This is a genomic window from Streptomyces sp. NBC_00057 (genome assembly GCF_045041165.1).
GTDB lineage: Bacteria > Actinomycetota > Actinomycetes > Streptomycetales > Streptomycetaceae > Streptomyces.
On record NZ_CP108256.1, the window covers coordinates 6,091,835 to 6,110,011 of the forward strand.

At 70.0% G+C, this 18,177-nt stretch carries 14 protein-coding genes; 6 read left to right on the forward strand and 8 right to left on the reverse strand.

What is annotated here, in order from left to right; all coding sequences use genetic code 11:
- The first annotated feature begins 33 nt into the window (after positions 1 to 33).
- Positions 34 to 264, forward strand: coding sequence for a hypothetical protein (locus tag OG953_RS28640; RefSeq protein WP_405687875.1), 231 nt, complete (start codon positions 34 to 36; stop codon positions 262 to 264).
- A 197-nt stretch (positions 265 to 461) separates the two neighbouring features.
- Entirely contained in the window at positions 462 to 746 is a 285-nt protein-coding gene (locus OG953_RS28645; RefSeq protein WP_405692479.1) for a hypothetical protein, read from the forward strand.
- A 79-nt stretch (positions 747 to 825) separates the two neighbouring features.
- Here OG953_RS28645 and pepN (OG953_RS28650) read toward each other — a convergent pair whose 3' ends face one another.
- Complete coding sequence (gene pepN / locus OG953_RS28650) at positions 826 to 3,402, reverse strand: aminopeptidase N (RefSeq protein WP_405687877.1); 2,577 nt, start codon at positions 3,400 to 3,402, stop codon at positions 826 to 828.
- A gap of 113 nt (positions 3,403 to 3,515) precedes the next feature.
- Here pepN (OG953_RS28650) and OG953_RS28655 point away from each other — a divergent pair, with 113 nt between their 5' ends.
- Positions 3,516 to 4,016, forward strand: a complete 501-nt coding sequence (locus OG953_RS28655; protein ID WP_405687878.1) for a DUF1203 domain-containing protein — start codon at positions 3,516 to 3,518, stop codon at positions 4,014 to 4,016.
- A gap of 72 nt (positions 4,017 to 4,088) precedes the next feature.
- Here the strand turns inward: OG953_RS28655 and OG953_RS28660 are convergent, their stop codons facing one another.
- The 4 genes from OG953_RS28660 to pepN (OG953_RS28675) all read right to left on the reverse strand — a co-directional run bounded on the left by OG953_RS28660 (position 4,089) and on the right by pepN (OG953_RS28675) (position 12,770).
- On the reverse strand, positions 4,089 to 5,117 hold the full coding sequence (locus OG953_RS28660) for an aspartate-semialdehyde dehydrogenase (protein ID WP_405687879.1): 1,029 nt from the start codon (positions 5,115 to 5,117) through the stop codon (positions 4,089 to 4,091).
- Between the two features lie 188 nt (positions 5,118 to 5,305).
- Positions 5,306 to 8,611, reverse strand: a complete 3,306-nt coding sequence (locus tag OG953_RS28665; RefSeq protein WP_405687880.1) for a S8 family serine peptidase — start codon at positions 8,609 to 8,611, stop codon at positions 5,306 to 5,308.
- Between the two features lie 179 nt (positions 8,612 to 8,790).
- Positions 8,791 to 9,861 carry a hypothetical protein gene (locus OG953_RS28670; protein WP_405687882.1) on the reverse strand — a complete coding sequence of 357 codons (1,071 nt, stop codon included), beginning with the start codon at positions 9,859 to 9,861 and terminating at the stop codon, positions 8,791 to 8,793.
- Positions 9,862 to 10,166: 305 nt separating this feature from the next.
- A complete protein-coding gene (gene pepN, locus OG953_RS28675; protein WP_405687883.1) occupies positions 10,167 to 12,770 on the reverse strand; it encodes an aminopeptidase N in 2,604 nt (867 codons plus the stop codon).
- 131 nt (positions 12,771 to 12,901) lie between these two features.
- Between pepN (OG953_RS28675) and OG953_RS28680 the strand changes: the two genes are divergently transcribed.
- Positions 12,902 to 13,552 (forward strand): DsbA family protein, encoded by a 651-nt coding sequence (locus OG953_RS28680; protein WP_405687884.1) that lies wholly within the window; start codon positions 12,902 to 12,904, stop codon positions 13,550 to 13,552.
- A gap of 56 nt (positions 13,553 to 13,608) precedes the next feature.
- Here the strand turns inward: OG953_RS28680 and OG953_RS28685 are convergent, their stop codons facing one another.
- Positions 13,609 to 14,142: a DUF4240 domain-containing protein gene (locus tag OG953_RS28685; protein ID WP_405687885.1), complete on the reverse strand. Its 534-nt coding sequence runs from the start codon at positions 14,140 to 14,142 to the stop codon at positions 13,609 to 13,611.
- Positions 14,143 to 14,224: 82 nt separating this feature from the next.
- Between OG953_RS28685 and OG953_RS28690 the strand changes: the two genes are divergently transcribed.
- The gene (locus OG953_RS28690; protein WP_405687887.1) at positions 14,225 to 14,683 is read left to right on the forward strand and encodes a GNAT family N-acetyltransferase; all 459 of its coding nucleotides are present in this window, start codon (positions 14,225 to 14,227) and stop codon (positions 14,681 to 14,683) included.
- Between the two features lie 58 nt (positions 14,684 to 14,741).
- Here OG953_RS28690 and OG953_RS28695 read toward each other — a convergent pair whose 3' ends face one another.
- Entirely contained in the window at positions 14,742 to 15,668 is a 927-nt protein-coding gene (locus tag OG953_RS28695) for an NADP-dependent oxidoreductase (RefSeq protein ID WP_405687888.1), read from the reverse strand.
- A gap of 174 nt (positions 15,669 to 15,842) precedes the next feature.
- Positions 15,843 to 17,078 carry an MFS transporter gene (locus OG953_RS28700; protein WP_405687890.1) on the reverse strand — a complete coding sequence of 412 codons (1,236 nt, stop codon included), beginning with the start codon at positions 17,076 to 17,078 and terminating at the stop codon, positions 15,843 to 15,845.
- Between the two features lie 62 nt (positions 17,079 to 17,140).
- On the opposite strand from OG953_RS28700, the gene OG953_RS28705 reads away from it, so the two are divergent.
- Positions 17,141 to 18,157 carry an ArsR/SmtB family transcription factor gene (locus tag OG953_RS28705; protein WP_405687892.1) on the forward strand — a complete coding sequence of 339 codons (1,017 nt, stop codon included), beginning with the start codon at positions 17,141 to 17,143 and terminating at the stop codon, positions 18,155 to 18,157.
- Positions 18,158 to 18,177 lie beyond the last annotated feature (20 nt).

Consider the following 18,177-nt stretch of genomic DNA (forward strand, 5'->3'; position numbering starts at 1 on the left):
GCGCCCGTTCCGGGCGTTCGCTACGTTTGCACCGTGGACAAGAAGAACGCTATGCGCGCCGGCGCCGTCGCGGCCGGAACGACGCTGATGATGCTGCTCATGTCGTCCCCCGCGCTCGCGCTCACCCGCGACGACGGTGACGACCCCGGTCAGGGCCTGAGCGTGATGGAGACCATCGGTCTGTACGTCGTGGCCCCCATCGCTCTGTTCGTGGTCATCGCGGGCCTGGTCATGATTTTCGACAAGTCCAAGAAGCAGGCCTAGCACCCACGCACTTCCCGTGTGCGCCGCAGGTACCCCGTACCGTGCGGCGCACACGCATGTCCGGACCCGGATGCCGGGTCCGGACCCCGGGTAGGTTGCGGCCATGGTCGAGTGGGACGTCAAGAAGCTCCGCATCCTCCGCACCCTGCGCGACCGGGGTACGGTCACCGCGACCGCGCAGGCCCACCGTCGCCTACGTGGGACTCGGCACGGTGCTCTACAACTGGGACCTGCGGCGGGCGACGCTCCGGCTCGAAGCCGACGGGGTCGGGGCGACCGCGGAAGTCATCGGGGTCGGCCCCGACGATGTGAGCGCGGACGGTTGTTCCCGGATGATCTGGATTCGCGTGCGCGTCAGCGGGGCCGAATTCCCGGTGTTCGAGGCCAGTTGTCCGATGCCCTACGGCGTGGCGGAAGCGACCGCGGGCGCGGAGATCAAGGCCGTGGTCGACCCGGGCGGCAAGACGTTCCGGCTGCTGTGATCCGACAGCCGGGTGGGAGAGAGGAAGGGGCGCCCCCGCCATCGCGGGAGGCGCCCCTCACTGCTTCACCGTTCAGCCGTTACGCCGTGGCCGCCGCAGCGTCCGCGGCCTGGGCCTTCAGCGCGCGCTCCACACCCGAACGCGACTCGGACATCAGACGGCGCAGGGCCGCGTTCGGCTCCGCCGAGGACAGCCAGGCGTCCGTGGTGTCCAGCGTGGCCTGCGAGACCTGGACGGCCGGGTAGAGGCCGACGGCGATCTGCTGCGCCATCTCGTGGCTGCGCGACTCCCAGACGCCCTTGACCGCTGCGAAGAACTTCTCCGTGTACGGAGCCAGCAGTTCGCGCTGGTCGGTCTGGACGAAGCCGGCGATGACCGCCTCCTGGAGGGAGTTCGGCAGCTTGTCGGACTCGACGACCGAGGCCCATGCCTCCGCCTTCGCCTCCTCGGTGGGGCGGGCCGCGCGGGCGGTCGCCGCGTGGCGCTCGCCCGCCGCCGTCTTGTCGCGCTCGTACTCGGCGGCGATCTCGTCCTCTTCGAGCAGGCCGGTGGCGGCGAGACGCTCGACGAACGCCCAGCGCAGCTCCGTGTCGACGGCCAGGCCCTCGACCGTCTCCTTGCCGTCGAGCAGCGACTGCAGCAGGTCCGTCTGCTGCGGGGTGCGGGCCGTCGCCGCGAAGGCGCGGGCCCAGGCCAGCTGGTGGTCGCTGCCCGGCTCCGCCGCGCGCAGGTGCGCCAGCGTGGCCTCGGTCCACTGCGTCAGCCCGGCCTCGCGCCACTCCGGCGCCGCGTACAGGTCCAGCGCCAGCTTCACCTGACGGTGCAGCGACTGGACGACACCGATGTCCGACTCCTTGCCGATGCTGGAGAGCACCAGGGAGAGGTAGTCCCGGGTCGCCAGCTCGCCGTCGCGGGTCATGTCCCAGGCGGAGGCCCAGCACAGGGCGCGGGGGAGGGACTCGGTGAAGTCGCCGAGGTGTTCGGTGACGACGCGCAGCGACTCCTCGTCGAGACGGACCTTCGCGTACGAGAGGTCGTCGTCGTTCAGCAGGACGACCGCCGGGCGGGCGGTGCCCGCCGGGAACGGGACCTCGGTGCGCTCGCCGTCGACGTCCAGCTCGATCCGGTTCGTGCGGACCAGCTTTCCGGCCCCGTCGAGGTCGTAGCAGCCGATCGCGATCCGGTGCGGGCGCAGCGTCGGCTCGCCCTTGGCGCCGGCGGGCAGCGCCGGGGCCTCCTGGAGGACGGTGAACGAGGTGACGTGACCGTTTCCGTCGGTGGTGATCTCCGGGCGAAGGATGTTGATGCCGGCTGTCTCCAGCCACGCCTTCGACCAGGTCTTCAGGTCACGGCCGGAGGTCTCCTCCAGCGCGCCCAGCAGGTCGGACAGCCGGGTGTTCCCGAACGCGTGCGCCTTGAAGTACGCCTGGACGCCCTTGAAGAACTCGTCCATGCCGACGTACGCCACGAGCTGCTTCAGGACCGAGGCGCCCTTGGCGTACGTGATGCCGTCGAAGTTGACCAGGACATCGTCCAGGTCACGGATGTCCGCCATGATCGGGTGCGTCGACGGCAGCTGGTCCTGGCGGTACGCCCACGTCTTCATGGAGTTGGCGAACGTCGTCCAGGAGTGCGGCCACTTCGAGCCCTCCGCGTACGCCTGGCAGGCGATCGACGTGTACGTGGCGAACGACTCGTTCAGCCACAGGTCGTTCCACCACTCCATGGTGACGAGGTCGCCGAACCACATGTGGGCCAGCTCGTGCAGGATCGTCTCGGCCCGCGTCTCGTACGCCGCGTCCGTCACCTTCGAACGGAACACGTACTGGTCACGGATGGTGACCGCGCCCGCGTTCTCCATCGCGCCCGCGTTGAACTCCGGGACGAACAGCTGGTCGTACTTGGCGAACGGGTAGTCGTAGTCGAACTTCTCCTGGAACCAGTCGAAGCCCTGCCGCGTCACGTCGAAGATCGCGTCCGCGTCGAGGAACTCGGCCAGCGACGGACGGCAGTAGATGCCGAGCGGAACGGACTGGCCGTCCTTCTCGTAGCTGCTGTGCACCGAGTGGTACGGGCCGACGATCAGGGCCGTGATGTACGTCGAGATGCGCGGCGTCGGCTCGAAGGACCAGATGTTGTCCTGCGGCTCGGGCGTCGGCGAGTTCGAGATGACCGTCCAGCCCGCCGGCGCCTTCACCGTGAACCGGAATGTCGCCTTCAGGTCGGGCTGCTCGAAGCTCGCGAAGACGCGGCGAGCGTCCGGCACCTCGAACTGGGTGTAGAGGTACGCCTGCTGATCGACCGGGTCGACGAAGCGGTGCAGGCCCTCGCCCGTGTTGGTGTACGAGCAGTCGGCGACGACCTTCAGCTCGTTGGAGCCCGCGACCAGGTGCGGGAGTTCGATGCGCGAGTCGCGGAACACGGCCGCGACATCCAGCGACTTGCCGTTCAGCTCGACCTCGTGCACGGCCGGGGCCACCAGGTCGATGAAGGTCTCCGCACCGGCTTCGGCGGAGTCGAAGCGCACGGTGGTCACGGACCGGTAGGTGCCGCCCTCCTGCGCTCCGGAGAGGTCGAGATCGATCTCGTACGCGTCCACGGTCAGCAGGCGCGCCCGCTCCTGTGCCTCTTCGCGGGTCAGATTGGTGCCAGGCACGCGGTCATCTCCTTGGTATGTGACGTTTCCGGTCATCCTTCCACGTGACCTGTGCGCAGCGCGATGTCCGATATCCGCCGGACCGTGGCCGCCCGGCGCGCCACTCTCGGCACATGACCACATATGAGGCACGACCGATCGATCCGGCCACGCTCAAGGAGCTCCGCGACACCGACGACGCGGGCCGCCCCTGCGCCCCGTACACCGCCACCGACAGCGGCTCCCCCCTGCGCTGCTGTCTGCGCGGCAACGAGGTGGGGGAGCGGATCGCCCTCGTCTCGTATGCGCCACTGCGCCGCTGGGCGGCCGAGACCTGGGTGAGGCCGGGGGCGTACGACGAGCAGGGGCCGGTCTTCATCCACGCGGAGGAGTGCGGCGGGCCCGCGGCCGACCGGGCCGGGTACCCGTTCTCACGGGCGGGCGCGTTGCGTACCGTCCGGCGCTACAACGCGGACGGCCACATCGTCGGCGGCCGGCTGCTGGAGATCCCGGCCGACGAGGAGCGGGGGTACGACGAGGCCTTCGACGAGGCTTTCGCCGACCCGGAAGTGGCATTGGTGCACGTCAGGGCCGTGGAATACGGGTGCCTGCACTTCGAGGTGCGCCGCCCGTGAGCAGCGGGGCCGGGGCGATACCCCGGCCCCGCTCCTCGACCGACGCAGGGCCGCCCTTTCACACGCGAGGCGTCAGCCGTTCAGCTCCGCCGCCACCAGCTCCGCGATCTGTACGGCGTTCAGCGCCGCGCCCTTGCGCAGGTTGTCGTTGGAGACGAAGAGCGCGAGGCCGTTGTCCACGGTCTCGTCGACCCGGATCCGGCCGACGAACGAGGCGTCCTTGCCGGCCGCCTGCAGCGGGGTGGGGATCTCGGAGATCTCGACGCCCGGGGCGTCCTTCAGCAGCTCGTATGCGCGCTCGACGCTGATCGGACGGGCGAAACGTGCGTTGACCTGGAGCGAGTGGCCGGAGAAGACCGGCACCCGGACGCAGGTGCCGGACACCTTCAGCTCCGGGATCTCCAGGATCTTGCGGGACTCGTTGCGGAGCTTCTGCTCCTCGTCGGTCTCGAAGGAGCCGTCGTCGACGATCGAGCCGGCCAGTGGCAGCACGTTGAAGGCGATCGGACGCTTGTAGACGCCCGGCTCGGGGAAGTCGACGGCCTCGCCGTCGTGGGTGAGCCTGTCGGCGTCGGCGACGACCTTGGACGCCTGGCCGTGCAGCTCGGCGACACCGGCCAGGCCGGAGCCGGACACCGCCTGGTAGGTGGCGACGGTCAGCGTCTGGAGGCCGGCCTCGTCGTGCAGCGGGCGCAGTACGGGCATGGCGGCCATCGTGGTGCAGTTCGGGTTGGCGATGATGCCCTTGGGCCGGTTCGCGATCGCATGCGCGTTGACCTCGGAGACGACCAGCGGGACCTCGGGGTCCTTGCGCCAGGCGGAGGAGTTGTCGATCACGACGGCGCCCTGCGAGGCGACCTTCTCGGCGAGCGCCTTCGACGTCGCGCCACCGGCCGAGAACAGCACGATGTCCAGCCCGGAGTAATCGGCCGTCGAGGCGTCCTCGACGGTGATCTCCCGGCCCTCCCACTCGATGGTGGAGCCCGCGGAGCGCGCGGAGGCGAACAGCCGCAGCTCGTCGGCCGGGAACTTCCGCTCGGCCAGGATCCTGCGCATGACTGTGCCGACCTGACCGGTGGCGCCGACGATTCCGACCTTCACAGGGACTCCTTCAAACGTACGAACTGGCACGGTTGCCGCTCCATGATGCGTATGTGAACGGCTTCCTTGTCCAATCCATTGTCCGCGCTGCGGACACTGCCCGCCCGGCCGGGCAGAGCAGTGGGGCGGGAGCTCCACAGAGCGCCCGCCCCACTGTCGTACGGATCACACGGCGACCGCGGTCACCGCTACGGCGTGACCTTCTCGATCACGACGCTGCCGGTGCCCGCCGCGGTCCCGCGGCTGTTCACCAGATGGACCTCGCCGAAGAACTGCCGGCCCTCGGGGGCCGCCCCGGCGACCGAGACCTCGGCACCGATCTGGGCCGAAGCGCCGTTGGCCAGGTTCACGGCCTTCGAATCGTCGACCTTGATCGTGCCGAGCGACGCTGCGTAGTACACATCGCGGTAGTCGTACGTGGTCGTCCCGGCGGGGACGTCGTAGCCGTCGATCACGACGGTGTACGTACCGGCGGCGGGCTTCACCAGGCTGACCGACTCCTCGGACCCGGCCGTGGTGGACTTGCCGACCTCGGTGTTGCCCTTCTTGACGTACAGGTCGAGGTCGGCGTTGGCGTCCGACGCGCCGCCGATGGCGACGTCCAGCTTCTCGACGCCCTCACCGATGGTGACCGTGTACTCCTGCTCGTCGCCCGTCTTGATCGACGGGGTGGCGACCTTGGCCGAGCCCAGCGAGCCGCCCTTGAGCGTGCCCTCCAGGTCACCGGCGTTGTTGGTGACCTTCCAGTTCACCGCGGCCGGCGTGCCGACCTTCGCCTCGGCGATGGTCTGCACCGCCGGGTCGAAGGTCGCACCGAGCAGCGAGACATCCAGCTTGTACGGGTTGTCCAGCAGCGGCGACGTACGCCGTGCCTCGACCTCGATCTCCCAGACGCCCGCCTGCGGGTCCTTGTAGGAGCGCACATCGGGGCGGCAGGTGTTGGCCGGGTTCTCGTAGTTCGGGTAGCAGAAGATCGTGGAGCTGTTCTCCATCTGCACCCCGTACGGGTGGAGGGAGATGAAGCGGGTCTGGCTGCCCGAGCGCAGCGCGCTCATCGCGACCTCAAGGGTCTTGGCGCCCTCCGGCACGGTCACGAAGTACGACGTGGTGCTGTTGCGCTGCACCGAGCCGGACGCCTTGAACGCGTAGGCGGGCTTCACGAGCGGCGTGGAGACGACGACCGTGGAGAGGATCTGCTGGTCCACACCGACGGTCTTGCTGTCGTCCACCCGCAGGATCGCGCTGTGCACGCCCGCGCTGCCCGGCTTCGCCTGGACCTTGACGGTGACCGGCTTGCCGAGCGGCAGGGAGACCGTGCCGGGACCGGTCAGCTTGAACGTGCCGTCGTTGTTCTTCCACGACAGCTGGTGCTTGACGGCCTTGTCCGGACCCGTGGTGCGGGTGATCGTGACGTCGTACGACTTCTTCTGGCCGGCCTTCAGGCCGCCCTCGCGGTCGTACAGACCGGTACCGAAGCCAGGGGTCTTCAGCGCGAAGTCGATCGCGGTGTCGACCGGGGCCTTCACCGAGTACTCGTGCGCCGGGGTGCCCTGCTTCTCGATCTGCTTCCAGGCGCCGACGATGTTGATCAGACCGGAGCCCTGGGCGTGCGCCGGCACACCCTTGATGTGGGTGGCGGTGCTGGTCAGCGCCGTACGCAGATCGGCCGGCGGCAGCTCGATGTGCTTCTGCTTCGCGGCCGACAGCAGCAGCGCGGTCGCACCGGCGGCCTGCGGCGAGGACATCGAGGTGCCCTGCAGCATGGAGTAACCCGCCGGCAGGCTGTAGCCCGCCTCCTTGACCGGGCCGCCGGGCAGCCAGGTCTGGGTGGTGTTGATGGACGCACCCGGGGCCGTCAGGATCGGCGCGAAGCCGCCGTCCTCACGCGGACCGCGCGAGGAGAAGGGCAGCATGTCGTACTTCTTGGTGACGTTCGAGCCGTAGTTGGCGGCCCACGTCTCCTTGGAGATCGACGCACCGACGGAGATGACGTGGTCGGCGAGGCCGGGGTCGCCGATGGTGTTCACACCCGGGCCCTCGTTGCCGGCCGAGATGACCAACTGGACGCCGTAGATGTCGATGAGCCGCTTGTAGAGCGCCGCGCGTGCGTTGTTGCCGTCGTTGAGCGGCGGCAGTCCACCGATCGACATGTTGACGACATCGACACCGCGGTTCACGACGAGGTCGATCATGCCCTCGGTGAGCGCGATGTTGGTGCAGCCGCCCGACCAGGTGCAGGCGCGCGAGGAGACGATCTTCGCGCCGGGCGCGGCGCCGTTCATCTTGCCGCCGAACAGGCCGTTCGCGGAGGTGATGCCCGCGACGTGGGTGCCGTGCTCGGACTCGATGACACCGATGTTGACGTAGTCGGCCTTGTCGCCGGCCGCGTTGTACACGACGTTCTTGCGGGTCTCGACGACGAACGGGATGCGCTCGACGACATCGGTCGCCGGGTTGTCCGTGCCGAAGTAGCCGACCTGGTGGCCGTCCTTGTACGGCTTCATGACGGCGTCGTTGGAGAAGTTCGCGTCGTTGTTCAGGTCGACGCGGGTGGTGCCGGTGACCGGGTCGTAGAGCACGGCCCAGACGTCGGTGGTGTCACCGTCGCGGTTCAGGTCCCCGGCCATGTCGCCGCCCTTGGTGGCGGCCTCGGAGAAGAGCTGGATCTTGTACGAGCCGGCCGGCGCCGAGTAGGTGCGGCCGCCGATGGTGAAGGTCGGGCCGGTCACCGAGTCCGTCATCGGCAGCCAGGTACGGTCGCCGTCGTTGACCGGGTCGGTGGCCGTCACCCAGTCGACGATCTTGCGCTCGCCGGTGGTGGTCTTCTGGAGCGCCGGGTGACCGAGGTCGACCCCCGAGTCCAGGATGCCGATGGTCACGCCCCGGCCGTCGGCCTTCGGGTGCTGCTCGACGAAGTCGACCGCGCCCGTCTCGAAGGACGGGTTGTACGGGTTCTTCGCCGGCGTCTTCCTGCCGGGCGCCGGGTAGGTGCCCGTGGACTTCGTCGTCGCCCCGGCGGCCCGGTCGGCCGTGGGAGTCGGGTCGTCCAGCTTGATCTCCTGCTTGAGATCGATGCCGTGGACGGACGACAGCTTGGAGGCCGCCTTGATGGTCGCCTCGGCGGACGCGGTGGGCACGGTGGCCCGTACGTAGCCGAGCTCGTCGTACGCACGTCCCAGCACGGACCCCTTGACGGCGTCCAGTTGCTCGGTGACCTGCTCGGTCGCACCGGGAGCGGTGGCGACCATCATCGTGACGTTCTTCTCGCCCTTGGCCTTGGCCTTGGCCAGAACATCGGCATCGGCCGAGCCGAGCTTGTCGGCCGTGGCGCCGTTGGCGGCGGACTTGACGGGAGCGGGGGCAGGGTCATCGGCGGCGAAGACCGGGGCGGCGCCGGTGGCGGCCAGCGCGGCCACCAGGCCGGCGGCAGCCGCGACCCGGGCCACGCGTCTCGCCCCGGGTATGGAACTGGGGGACTCGGAGATCATCAGCATCCCTGAAGTGAAAGAGAGAGTCCGGAATTCGGTACCGGATGACCGCTCACCCTTTCGTAAATGACAGGGGTTTGTGGAGAGTTGAGGTGGACGAGATGCGGACATGGCGGACTTCCGCCAGCGGCGCTGATGTGTCATCAGGGGCGAAATGGTGAATAAGTGGCCGCTGTGGCCCGTCCTCAACGAGGCAGGATCATCACATACGCGGCCGGTTCACGGTCGGCCGCCGCCATCAGCGCCGTACGCACCACGACCGCCTGCTGCTCCCGCGCGTCGCGGAGCTTCTTCGGCGAGAGATGGACGACGGTGACGCCGAGCCGCTCCAGATGCTCCCGCTTGGCGGCGTACGCGGACCACTGCGCGTCGTGATCCTCCTGGCGCCGGTCGTCGTCGAGCCTGCTGTGCCGTGGCGCCCTGGTGTCGAGCACCACGGCGACCGCCTCCTTGAGCCAGTAGGCGTCCACCCCGCCCAGATGCGGGCCGCCGGGCAGCCGCAGGTCCACGTTCCAGAGCGGCTCCGGCAGGCCGTACGTCCGCACCATGTCGTACAGCCGGCCCTCCGTCAGTGCCCGGCCCTCGGCGAGCAACGAGTCGACGGCGGTCACCACATGGGGGCGGCCCAGCAGTCCGGCCCGGCTCAACTCGCCCACGACGGCGGCCGGCTCGCAGTGCCCGCCGCGGACCGCCTCGGTGAGCAGACGGCGTACGGTCGAAGTGTCCCCGAGCCCGGCGACCGCGTCGGCAAGCGCCCGCTCCACCGGGGCCACGGGCAAGCCGTGCACCTGCTCGGGGCGGGGCGGCTCGGAGGCCCGCACCAGATGTACGTACCGGACCGAGCGCAGTCGCCGGATGCGCGGCACCAGCACATCGATCCGGTCCGACGACGCGGGCGGCGGCGCGGCCGCGAAGCCGTACAGGGCGAGCGCGGCAAGCCCGGTGACCATGGCCTCGCCGTACTCGGGCTCCGTGTCCGGCCCGGGCTGCGCGGGTACGCCCCGGCGGCCGGAGGCCGGTGGCCGGCCCGCGTACAGCAGGGCGGAACGCAGCCGTTCCTCGCCGGTGGGTGATCCCGGGTGCAGGACGTACACACCGGGCAGCGGCTGCTGCCACGGCCCACCGGCCCTGCATCGCGCGGCAGCCTCCGCGGCGGACACGCCGTTTGCTCTCAACTGCGCTGCGGACAGCACACGTTGACGGACATCGCCGGTGATACGGAGGCGGCAGGGGGAGGGTGGGGTGTTCTGGGTCATGTTCCGGGGTATCCCGCACACGGTCGTGGCACTAACCCCTGTTACACGCCCGTCGACAATTCAGGACAACGCCGTCCTAAAGTACGCACGTTCGACACCCGAAAAGGACTGTCCTGGCCACTTCCAGCCCGCCCCGGCTACTTCCAGCCCGTCCCGGACACCCCCAGCCCGTCCGGCGTTTGAGGACGGAACCGCTGCCGGGTTGCCGGGCGCCCTCCACGGACCCCCACCCCCGGACGGGCCAGAAAATCAAGCCCGTCCGGCGATTGAGGACAGAGCCGGAGCGTCCGGGCCAGGCGCATCCGTCAGACCCCGTCCGCCGCCACCGCGTCACACCCCTGCGCCCGCAACGCCCGGGCCAGATCGTCCCGAGCCTCCAGCACCAGCCTCCGCAGTGCCGGCGCCGCATCCGCATGCGCGGTCAGCCACGTATCCGTGTCCGCCAGCGTCGACGGGTCGTCCTGCAGGGCCGGGAACAGGCCCCTGACCACAGCCATCCCGATCTGGATCGACCGCTCGGCCCACACCCGCTCGATAGCCTCGAAGTACTTCTCCGCGTACGGCGCCAGCAACTCCCGCTGCGACGACTGCTCGAACCCCGTGATCGTCGCCTCCACCAACGCGTTGGACAGCGCCTCCGACTCCACGACGCCCGCCCAGGCCTGTGCCTTCACCGCAGCCGAGGGCCGCGAGGCCAGGCACCGCACCTGGTGCCGCTTCCCGGACGCCGTGTCGTCGCGGGCCAGTTCGGCGTCGATCACCGACTCGTCGGCCACCCCGTGCGCGGCCAGCGGGGACAGGAACGCCCACCGCAGCTCCTGGTCGACATCCAGCCCGTCGATCCGGGCCGAACCGTCGAGCAGCCCGGACAGCAGCTGGAAGTCCGTGGCCGAGTCGGCGACCGACGCGAAGAACCGCGCCCAGGCCAGCTGGTGCTCGCTGCCCGGCTCGGCGATCCGCAGCTCCCGCAGAGCACCCTCGGCCAGCGCCCGGCCGCCCTCCTCGCGCCACCCGGGCGCCACGTAGTGCACGAGCGCGGTCCGGGTCCAGGCGTGCAGCATCTGCAGGACGCCGATGTCGGACTCCCGGCCGGAGAAGGACAGGACGAGGGAGATGAAGTCACGGGCCGGCATCAGCCCGTCCCGGGTCAGGTTCCACAGCGCGGACCAGCACAGCGCCCGCGCCAGAGGATCGGTCATGTCACCGAGGTGCGCCCGCAGCGTGGCCAGGGACACCTCGTCGAAACGGACCTTGCAGTACGTGAGGTCGTCGTCGTTGACCAGGATCAGCTCGGGCCGCTCGGCTCCCGCCAGCTCCCCGACCACCGTGCGCGGCCCCGCCACGTCCACCTCGGCGCGTGCGTACCGCACCAGGTCGCCGTCGGCGGCCCGCCGATACAGGCCGACCGCGACCCGGTGTGGCCGCAGCTCCGGGTGGGAACCGGCCGCCTCCTGGAGGACCGCCAGCTCCGTGATCCGGTCAGCCGAGTCGTACGTCGCCACCGGGGTCAGCGAGTTGACGCCCGCGGTCTGCAGCCACGACCGGGACCAGGCGGTCATGTCACGCCCGGACGTCTCGGCCAGGACCGACAGCAGATCGCCCAGCTGCGTATTGCCGTAGGCGTGCTTTTTGAAGTAGCGCCGGGCGCCCTCCAGGAACGCGTCCCGCCCCACGTACGCCACCAGCTGCTTCAGCACGGAGGCGCCCTTGGCGTAGGTGATGCCGTCGAAGTTCAGCTTGGCGTCCTCCAGGTCATGGATGTCGGCCGTGATCGGGTGCGTGGACGGCAGCTGGTCGGCGCGGTACGCCCAGGACTTGCGGTTGTTGGCGAAGGTGATCCAGCCGTTCTCGAAACGGGTCGACTCCACCATGGCGAAGACGCCCATGAAGTCGGCGAACGACTCCTTCAGCCACAGGTCGTCCCACCACTGCATGGTGACGAGGTCACCGAACCACATGTGCGCCATCTCGTGGAGGATGACGTTGGCCCGGCTCTCGTACGACGCCTGCGTCACCTTGCCGCGGAAGATGTACTCCTCGCGGAACGTGACACAGCCCGGGTTCTCCATCGCGCCGAGGTTGTACTCGGGCACGAACGCCTGGTCGTACTTCCCGAACGGGTACGGGTAGTCGAAGTTGTCGTGGAAGAAGTCCAGGCCCTGCTTGGTGACGAGGAAGACGTCGTCCGCGTCGAAGTGCCGGGCGAGCCCCTTGCGGCACATCGCGCCGAGCGGGATCTCCAGCTCCGTGCCGTCGTCGAACGTGCGGGTGTAGGAGTCGGTGACGTAGTGGTACGGACCGGCCACGACCGCCGTGATGTACGTCGAGATCGGTTTCGTCTCGGCGAACCGCCGCACCTCGCCGTCCCGCGACTCCTCGGCGCCGTTGCTCCAGACCGTCCAGCCCTCGGGCGCCGTCACCTCGAAGCGGAAGGGGGCCTTCAGGTCGGGCTGCTCGAAGTTCGCGAAGACGCGCCGCGCGTCGGCCGGCTCGTACTGCGTGTAGAGGTAGACCTCGCCGTCCTCCGGGTCGACGAACCGGTGCATCCCCTCGCCGGTCCGGCTGTACGCGCACTGCGCGTCGACCACCAGGACGCTCTCGCCCTCCGGCAGCTCCTCCAGCGCCACCCGTGTCCCGTCGAAGACGACGGCGGGGTCGAGCGGCTGCCCGTTCAGCGTCACCGTGTTCACGCTCGGCGCCACCAGATCCGCGAAGGTCGACGCCCCCGCCCGCGCGGTGCGGAACCGGATCGTGGTCACCGAGCGGAAGGTCCGCGGACCGGAGGAGGCCCCGTCGCCGTCGGGCCCACCGACGGCGGAACGCAGATCGAGACCGACCTCGTAGCTGTCGACGGTCAGCAGCTCGGCCCGCACACGGGCCTCGTCGCGGGACAGGTTCTCACCGGGCACGGCACACTCCTTTGTGTCACGTTCGAATAGTTTGATCCTCCCATGTCGCTACTTGGCCCGGCATGCGGGAATGGCCGGTGCGTCCTGAGGCGTTCTCGCGCACAGGCGCGAATGCCCTCAAGAGGAGTGACATGTCTGACAACAGCACGGCGACCGGCAAGACCCCTGCCGATTTCTGGTTCGACCCGCTCTGCCCCTGGGCCTGGATGACCTCCCGCTGGATGCTGGAGGTGGAGAAGGTCCGTGACGTCGAGGTCCGCTGGCATGTGATGAGCCTCGCCGTTCTCAACGAGGACAAGCTCGACGAGCTGCCGGAGGAGTACCGCGACCTCCTGGAGAACAAGGCCTGGGGCCCGGTGCGCGTCGTCATCGCCGCCCAGCAGAAGCACGGCGACGAGATCGTCGGCCCGCTCTACACCGCGCTCGGCACCCGCTTCCACAACCTGGGCGAGGGCCCCACCCGGGAGGCGATCGTGGGCGCGCTCCAGGACGTCGGCCTGCCGGCCGAGCTGGCGGACTTCGTGGACTCGGACGTGTACGACGCCGAGCTGCGTGCCTCCCACAAGGAGGGCATCGACAAGGTCGGCCAGGACGTCGGCACCCCGGTCATTGCCGTCCCGGGCTCGGACGGCGAGCAGATCGCCTTCTTCGGCCCGGTCGTCACCCCCGCCCCGAAGGGCGAGGAGGCGGCGAAGCTGTGGGACGGCACGCTGCTGGTGGCGTCGATCCCCGGCTTCTACGAGATCAAGCGGACCCGGACCCAGGGCCCCATTTTCGACTGATCGCACACGGTGCGGTGCGGGGTCCGGCCGCCGTCCGGCCCCCGCACCGGTTCACCTCACGTGTACAGCGCGTCCAGCTTCGGCAGCCGCAGCGCCACCCGCTCCGCGTCGTCGAAGTCGAAGTCCCACTCCGGGTCCAAGGCGGGGTAGTCGATCGTGAACGAGTTGCCGGGCATGTCCTCACCCGTCGCCGCCCGATGCGCTTCCCAGGCGACCCCGAGCATCCGCTCGCACTCCATCTCCATGCCCTCGGGCGCCGCGGCCCTGATCTCCGGCAGCTCGGCCAGCGTGTCCGGATCGGCGACGACCCGCTCGAACACCTCACGCCCCTGCGCTATCAGCCAGCCCCGGAAGTAGTCGAAACCGTCGTCGGAACAGCCGCCGTTGATCGTGTACGCCGCAGCCCAGAGCGGAGCGCGGTAGGAAGCGGCCATCAGGTCCCAGAGAAGCTGCTGCGCGGCGACGATCTCGTCCCGGGGCCGGGCGGCGAGCAGCGCGGAGGCCCGCTCGACGACGGCCTCCGCATCCGCCGGGTCGGTGACCTGCGCGCGGGCGTCGTCGATCAGATTCCAGAAGTCCGTTGTGTCCATACGGTGCAGCATGCCGGGGAGGTCTGACAGTCTCGGGTGCGGCGAGCTGCCGAGGGAGCCGAGGGAAGGGAATCGGGCGGACATGGACGTACGACCGGCACGGCGGTCCGAGGCCGCGGCACTGACCGAGCTGGCCCTGGCATCGAAGGCCCACTGGGGTTACGACGAGGCATTCCTCGCCTCCTGCCGTGACGAACTCACCATGCACCCGGCCGACATCGACCGCCGCCGCACCGCGGTCGCCGAGGAAGACAGCCGCGTCCTGGGCTTCACCACCTTGGACGGCACCCCGCCCGAGGGGGCCCTCGGCATGATGTTCGTCGCCCCGGACGCCCTGGGCCGGGGCATCGGCCGACTGCTGTTCGAGCACACCATGACGGAGGCCCGCCGCCTCGGCTTCGTACGCCTCACCATCGACGCCGACCCGAACGCGGAACCGTTCTACCTCGCGATGGGCGCGGTACGGATCGGGGCGACCCTGTCGGGCTCGATCCCCGGGCGCGTGCTGCCGCTGCTGGAAGTCGGCCTCATGCCACGTTGACCTCCTGCCGGGGGCCAGGGCAGGGCCATCAGGTGTTCCCGGGGCAGACGTACCCGCGTCAGTCCGGCACGATGATCAGCTTGCCGCGTACGTGGCCGCCTTCGCTCTCCCGGTGAGCGTCGGCTGCCTGGGACAGCGAGTACGTCCGTGCCACCGACAGGGTGAGTTCGCCGTTCACGACCAGCGCGGCTGCCTGCTCAAGACGCTCACGGATCGCACCGGCGCCGGCGAACACAAAGCGCACGCCGTGTTCCTCCGCCCGGTGGTCGGCGATGGTGACCACGCGTTCCGGCCCGCCGGTCACGTCGACGAGTGCCGGCAACGAGCCCTTTCCTGCGGCGTCGAATGCCGCGTCCGCGCCGTTCGGAGCGATGGTGCGGACCTGCTCGGCGAGCCCCTCGCCGTAGGTCACGGGCTCGGCGCCGAGCGAACGCAGGTACGCGTGGTTGCGCTCGCTTGCCGTACCGATCACGGTCGCGCCGAGATGCCTGGCGATCTGCACGGCCACGGACCCGACACCGCCGGCGGCCCCGTCCACGACCAGAGTCTCCCCGGCCTTCACATCGAGGTCGCAGAGTGCCTGGTATGCCGTGTTGGCGGCCACCGGCAGTCCGGCCGCGATCTCCCAGGGCACGTTTCCGGGCTTTCGCGCAATCTGCGCCGCGGGGGCCAGTACGAACTCGGCGTAGCTGCCGAAGCCGATCGAACCGAAGACCTCGTCACCCGCAGCGAAGTCGGTCACGTCCTTGCCGACGTCCACAACGACACCGGCTACGTCGCCGCCGGGCACCGCGGGGAACTCCACCGGCATCATGGCGGCGGCGGCCCCGCTGCGCAGCTGCCAGTCCAGCGGATTCACCCCGGCAGCCCGGACCTCGACCAGCACCTCCCCAGGACCTGGGCGCGGCACCTCGCGGTCCACAACGTGCAATACCTCGGGTCCGCCGTACTCCGTGAACTGCACAGCGCGATACGTCTTTAACATGTTTTCCTTTGCCTATTTGAGGTTTACCGAGACCGGTCAGGAGCGCGGATGCTCTGCCAGGACGCAGCCAAAGCTACCGAGCGATGGCCCGACGGGGCACCCGAGTTCGCTCCGAACGACCACCACCGGGCACCGTCCCGCCTCGGGTCCCTGCCATACAGCAGCAGGAGCCGGTCACGCTCGTCGACCAGCAGAACCCGTGACGTCCACCGTTTCCGAAGCCCCATGGGGTGCCACGTTGTCCACCGCTCCCGCAGCCCGGCGCCCGGCCGCGGCCAGGGCCAGGGTGACCGCGAGGGAGGCCGTCGCCATCACGGTCATCGCCGTCCCCGGCGAGGTCCGCTGGGCGATGGTGCCCGCGAGCGCGGCCGCGACGCCCTGCATGGTGAGCATTCCGGAGGAGTGCAGGCCGAGCGCCTGACCGGTGATCTCGTCCGGGGTCAGGGCCATCAGCCGCTCCTGGTACAGCAGACTCGCCGAGAACCCGACCGAGGCGAGCGCGGCCAGAGCGAACGCCAGGGGCAGCGCCGGTCGCGCGGCGAAGAGCAGATACGGGGCGGCCAGGAGCAGCTGCATCGGCATGGCCAGCCGTCCCCGCCAACGCTGCGCGACGAACCGGCCCACCACGGTGTCCCCGACGAGCATCCCCAGCGCGGCGAAGGCGAAGAGGAGCCCCGCGTGTTCGGGGGCGTACGGGACGAACAGCGACTCGCAGCCGACGATCAGCCCGTTCGGTACCCAGAGCGCGAGATAGACCCGGCGACGTGGGCCCGAGGACCACAGAACAGCATTGGTCCGCCACGTCTGCGCGACCGACGGCCGCCCGGTGGCGCGCGGCGGACGGCGTGCCAGCCCGAACCGGGCCACGGCCGCACCTGCCAGATACAGCGCGGCGGCGACCAGCAGCGTGCCGCGCGCGGACAGTGTCGTCACCAGAAGGCCGCCGAGCGCGAACCCGCCGATCTGCATCAGGCCGACGCACATGTTCAGTACGGAACGCCCCAGCAGATAGCCGTCCTTGGGCAGCACCTCATTGAGCAGGCCGTACCGCACACCGCCGCCCACGGCGGCGACCACACCCTCCATCAGGATGATCGCGAAGACCACCGGCAGCGGAAGCCCGGGAACGGCGAGTAGGGCGGTGGCCAGGCCGAAGGCGAGCGCCATGCCGGTCATCGCGGCCCGTGGCGGCAGCCGGTCCGCCGCCGACATCAGCACGGTCGCCCCGATCACCTGGGCGAGCGAGGAGCCGAACATGGACAGGGCGGCGAGCAGGGGCGAGTCGGTCGCGGCGTAGACGAGGGTGCCAAGGGCCAGCCCGCTCATCGTCGACCCGGCGACCTGCACGGCACTGGTTGCGAAGAGCGGTCCGAACTGCGGCGTTCGGAAGAGTTCCCGGTAGGTGCGCATATGGGGGAGTCTCGGTGGCCGCCCACGGCGACCGTTACTGTTTCGCGCGGAGGCGAAACGTCATGGGCTGGTGGCAGATCAACACGGACACGCTCGCGGGGAGCCGGTTCGTCGTCTCGCCGCTCGCCGAGACCATCTCCGCCCTGAACTCCCTGGAAAGGGGACGGGCCGAGCACCCAGGCGAACGGGCCTGGCTCGACGCCCATCTGACGGCCTACCGTGCACGGCAGGCCGCCGACCCGATCGCCGCCCGGCTCGTACCCGCAGCCCTCGGCGGCAGCTGGAACGCGGACTTCATCACCCCCACACCGACGGGCGAGGGCACACCGTCCTTCGAGGAGGAGCTGGCACCCGTCCGGGCGACCTCGCCGGAGCGCGCCCGAGCCGACCTGGAGGTGTCCCTCGGAGGCGGCACCCTCCCGGCCCTTCTGGACCGCAACGACCTGGCGCAACGCGCCGCCGATGTACTGGAGTGGGTCTGGCGACGGACCGTGCTGCCGGACTGGCCGCGCCGCCGCCGGATCATCGAGGCGGACATCGTCGCGCGGACCGGACAGCTGAGCCAGGGCGGCTGGGCCGCCGCCCTGAGCGGCCTGCGCCCGGGAATGCGGTGGCTCGGCGGGAGCCGGCTCCAGATCAACGCGCACGACTACCCGCCGAAGCAACTGGCGGGTGTGCGACTGCTGTTCGTGCCGGTCACCCAACGCACGGGCTGGGTGTCCTGGGACGACGGCGCCGAACGGTACGCGGTCGTCTACCCGTGCTCGGGCGCCCTGGCCGATGCGGGGCGGGCGCGGGTGCCCGACAGTCTGGGCCGCCTGCTCGGCCCCGCGCGGGCGGCGGTCCTCGTCCTCCTCGCCAGCCCGAAGAGCACCACCCAGCTGGTGGCCCTGACCGGCCAGGGGCTGGGGTCGGTGGGCCGTCACCTCAAGGTGCTGCTGGACGCCGGCCTGGCGGGTCGCCGAAGGGCCGGGCGGTCGGTGCTGTACTTCCGTACGGACGTGGGTGACGTGCTGGTGGAGGGCGCAGCGCCACGGCTGAGGGGGTGGGAGCGCTCCGGTCGCCGGGGGCGGGCATAGGCTGCGGAAATCCGGCATCC

What these genes read in the sequence shown, in the direction of transcription:
- OG953_RS28680 (WP_405687884.1), top strand. Translation starts at nt 12,902, where the DNA reads ATGTCTGACAACAGCACGGCGACCGGCAAGACCCCTGCCGATTTCTGG.
- OG953_RS28695 (WP_405687888.1), bottom strand. Translation starts at nt 15,668, where the DNA reads ATGTTAAAGACGTATCGCGCTGTGCAGTTCACGGAGTACGGCGGACCC.
- OG953_RS28685 (WP_405687885.1), bottom strand. Translation starts at nt 14,142, where the DNA reads ATGGACACAACGGACTTCTGGAATCTGATCGACGACGCCCGCGCGCAG.
- OG953_RS28665 (WP_405687880.1), bottom strand. Translation starts at nt 8,611, where the DNA reads ATGCTGATGATCTCCGAGTCCCCCAGTTCCATACCCGGGGCGAGACGC.
- OG953_RS28705 (WP_405687892.1), top strand. Translation starts at nt 17,141, where the DNA reads ATGGGCTGGTGGCAGATCAACACGGACACGCTCGCGGGGAGCCGGTTC.
- OG953_RS28700 (WP_405687890.1), bottom strand. Translation starts at nt 17,078, where the DNA reads ATGCGCACCTACCGGGAACTCTTCCGAACGCCGCAGTTCGGACCGCTC.
- OG953_RS28690 (WP_405687887.1), top strand. Translation starts at nt 14,225, where the DNA reads ATGGACGTACGACCGGCACGGCGGTCCGAGGCCGCGGCACTGACCGAG.
- OG953_RS28670 (WP_405687882.1), bottom strand. Translation starts at nt 9,861, where the DNA reads ATGACCCAGAACACCCCACCCTCCCCCTGCCGCCTCCGTATCACCGGC.
- OG953_RS28655 (WP_405687878.1), top strand. Translation starts at nt 3,516, where the DNA reads ATGACCACATATGAGGCACGACCGATCGATCCGGCCACGCTCAAGGAG.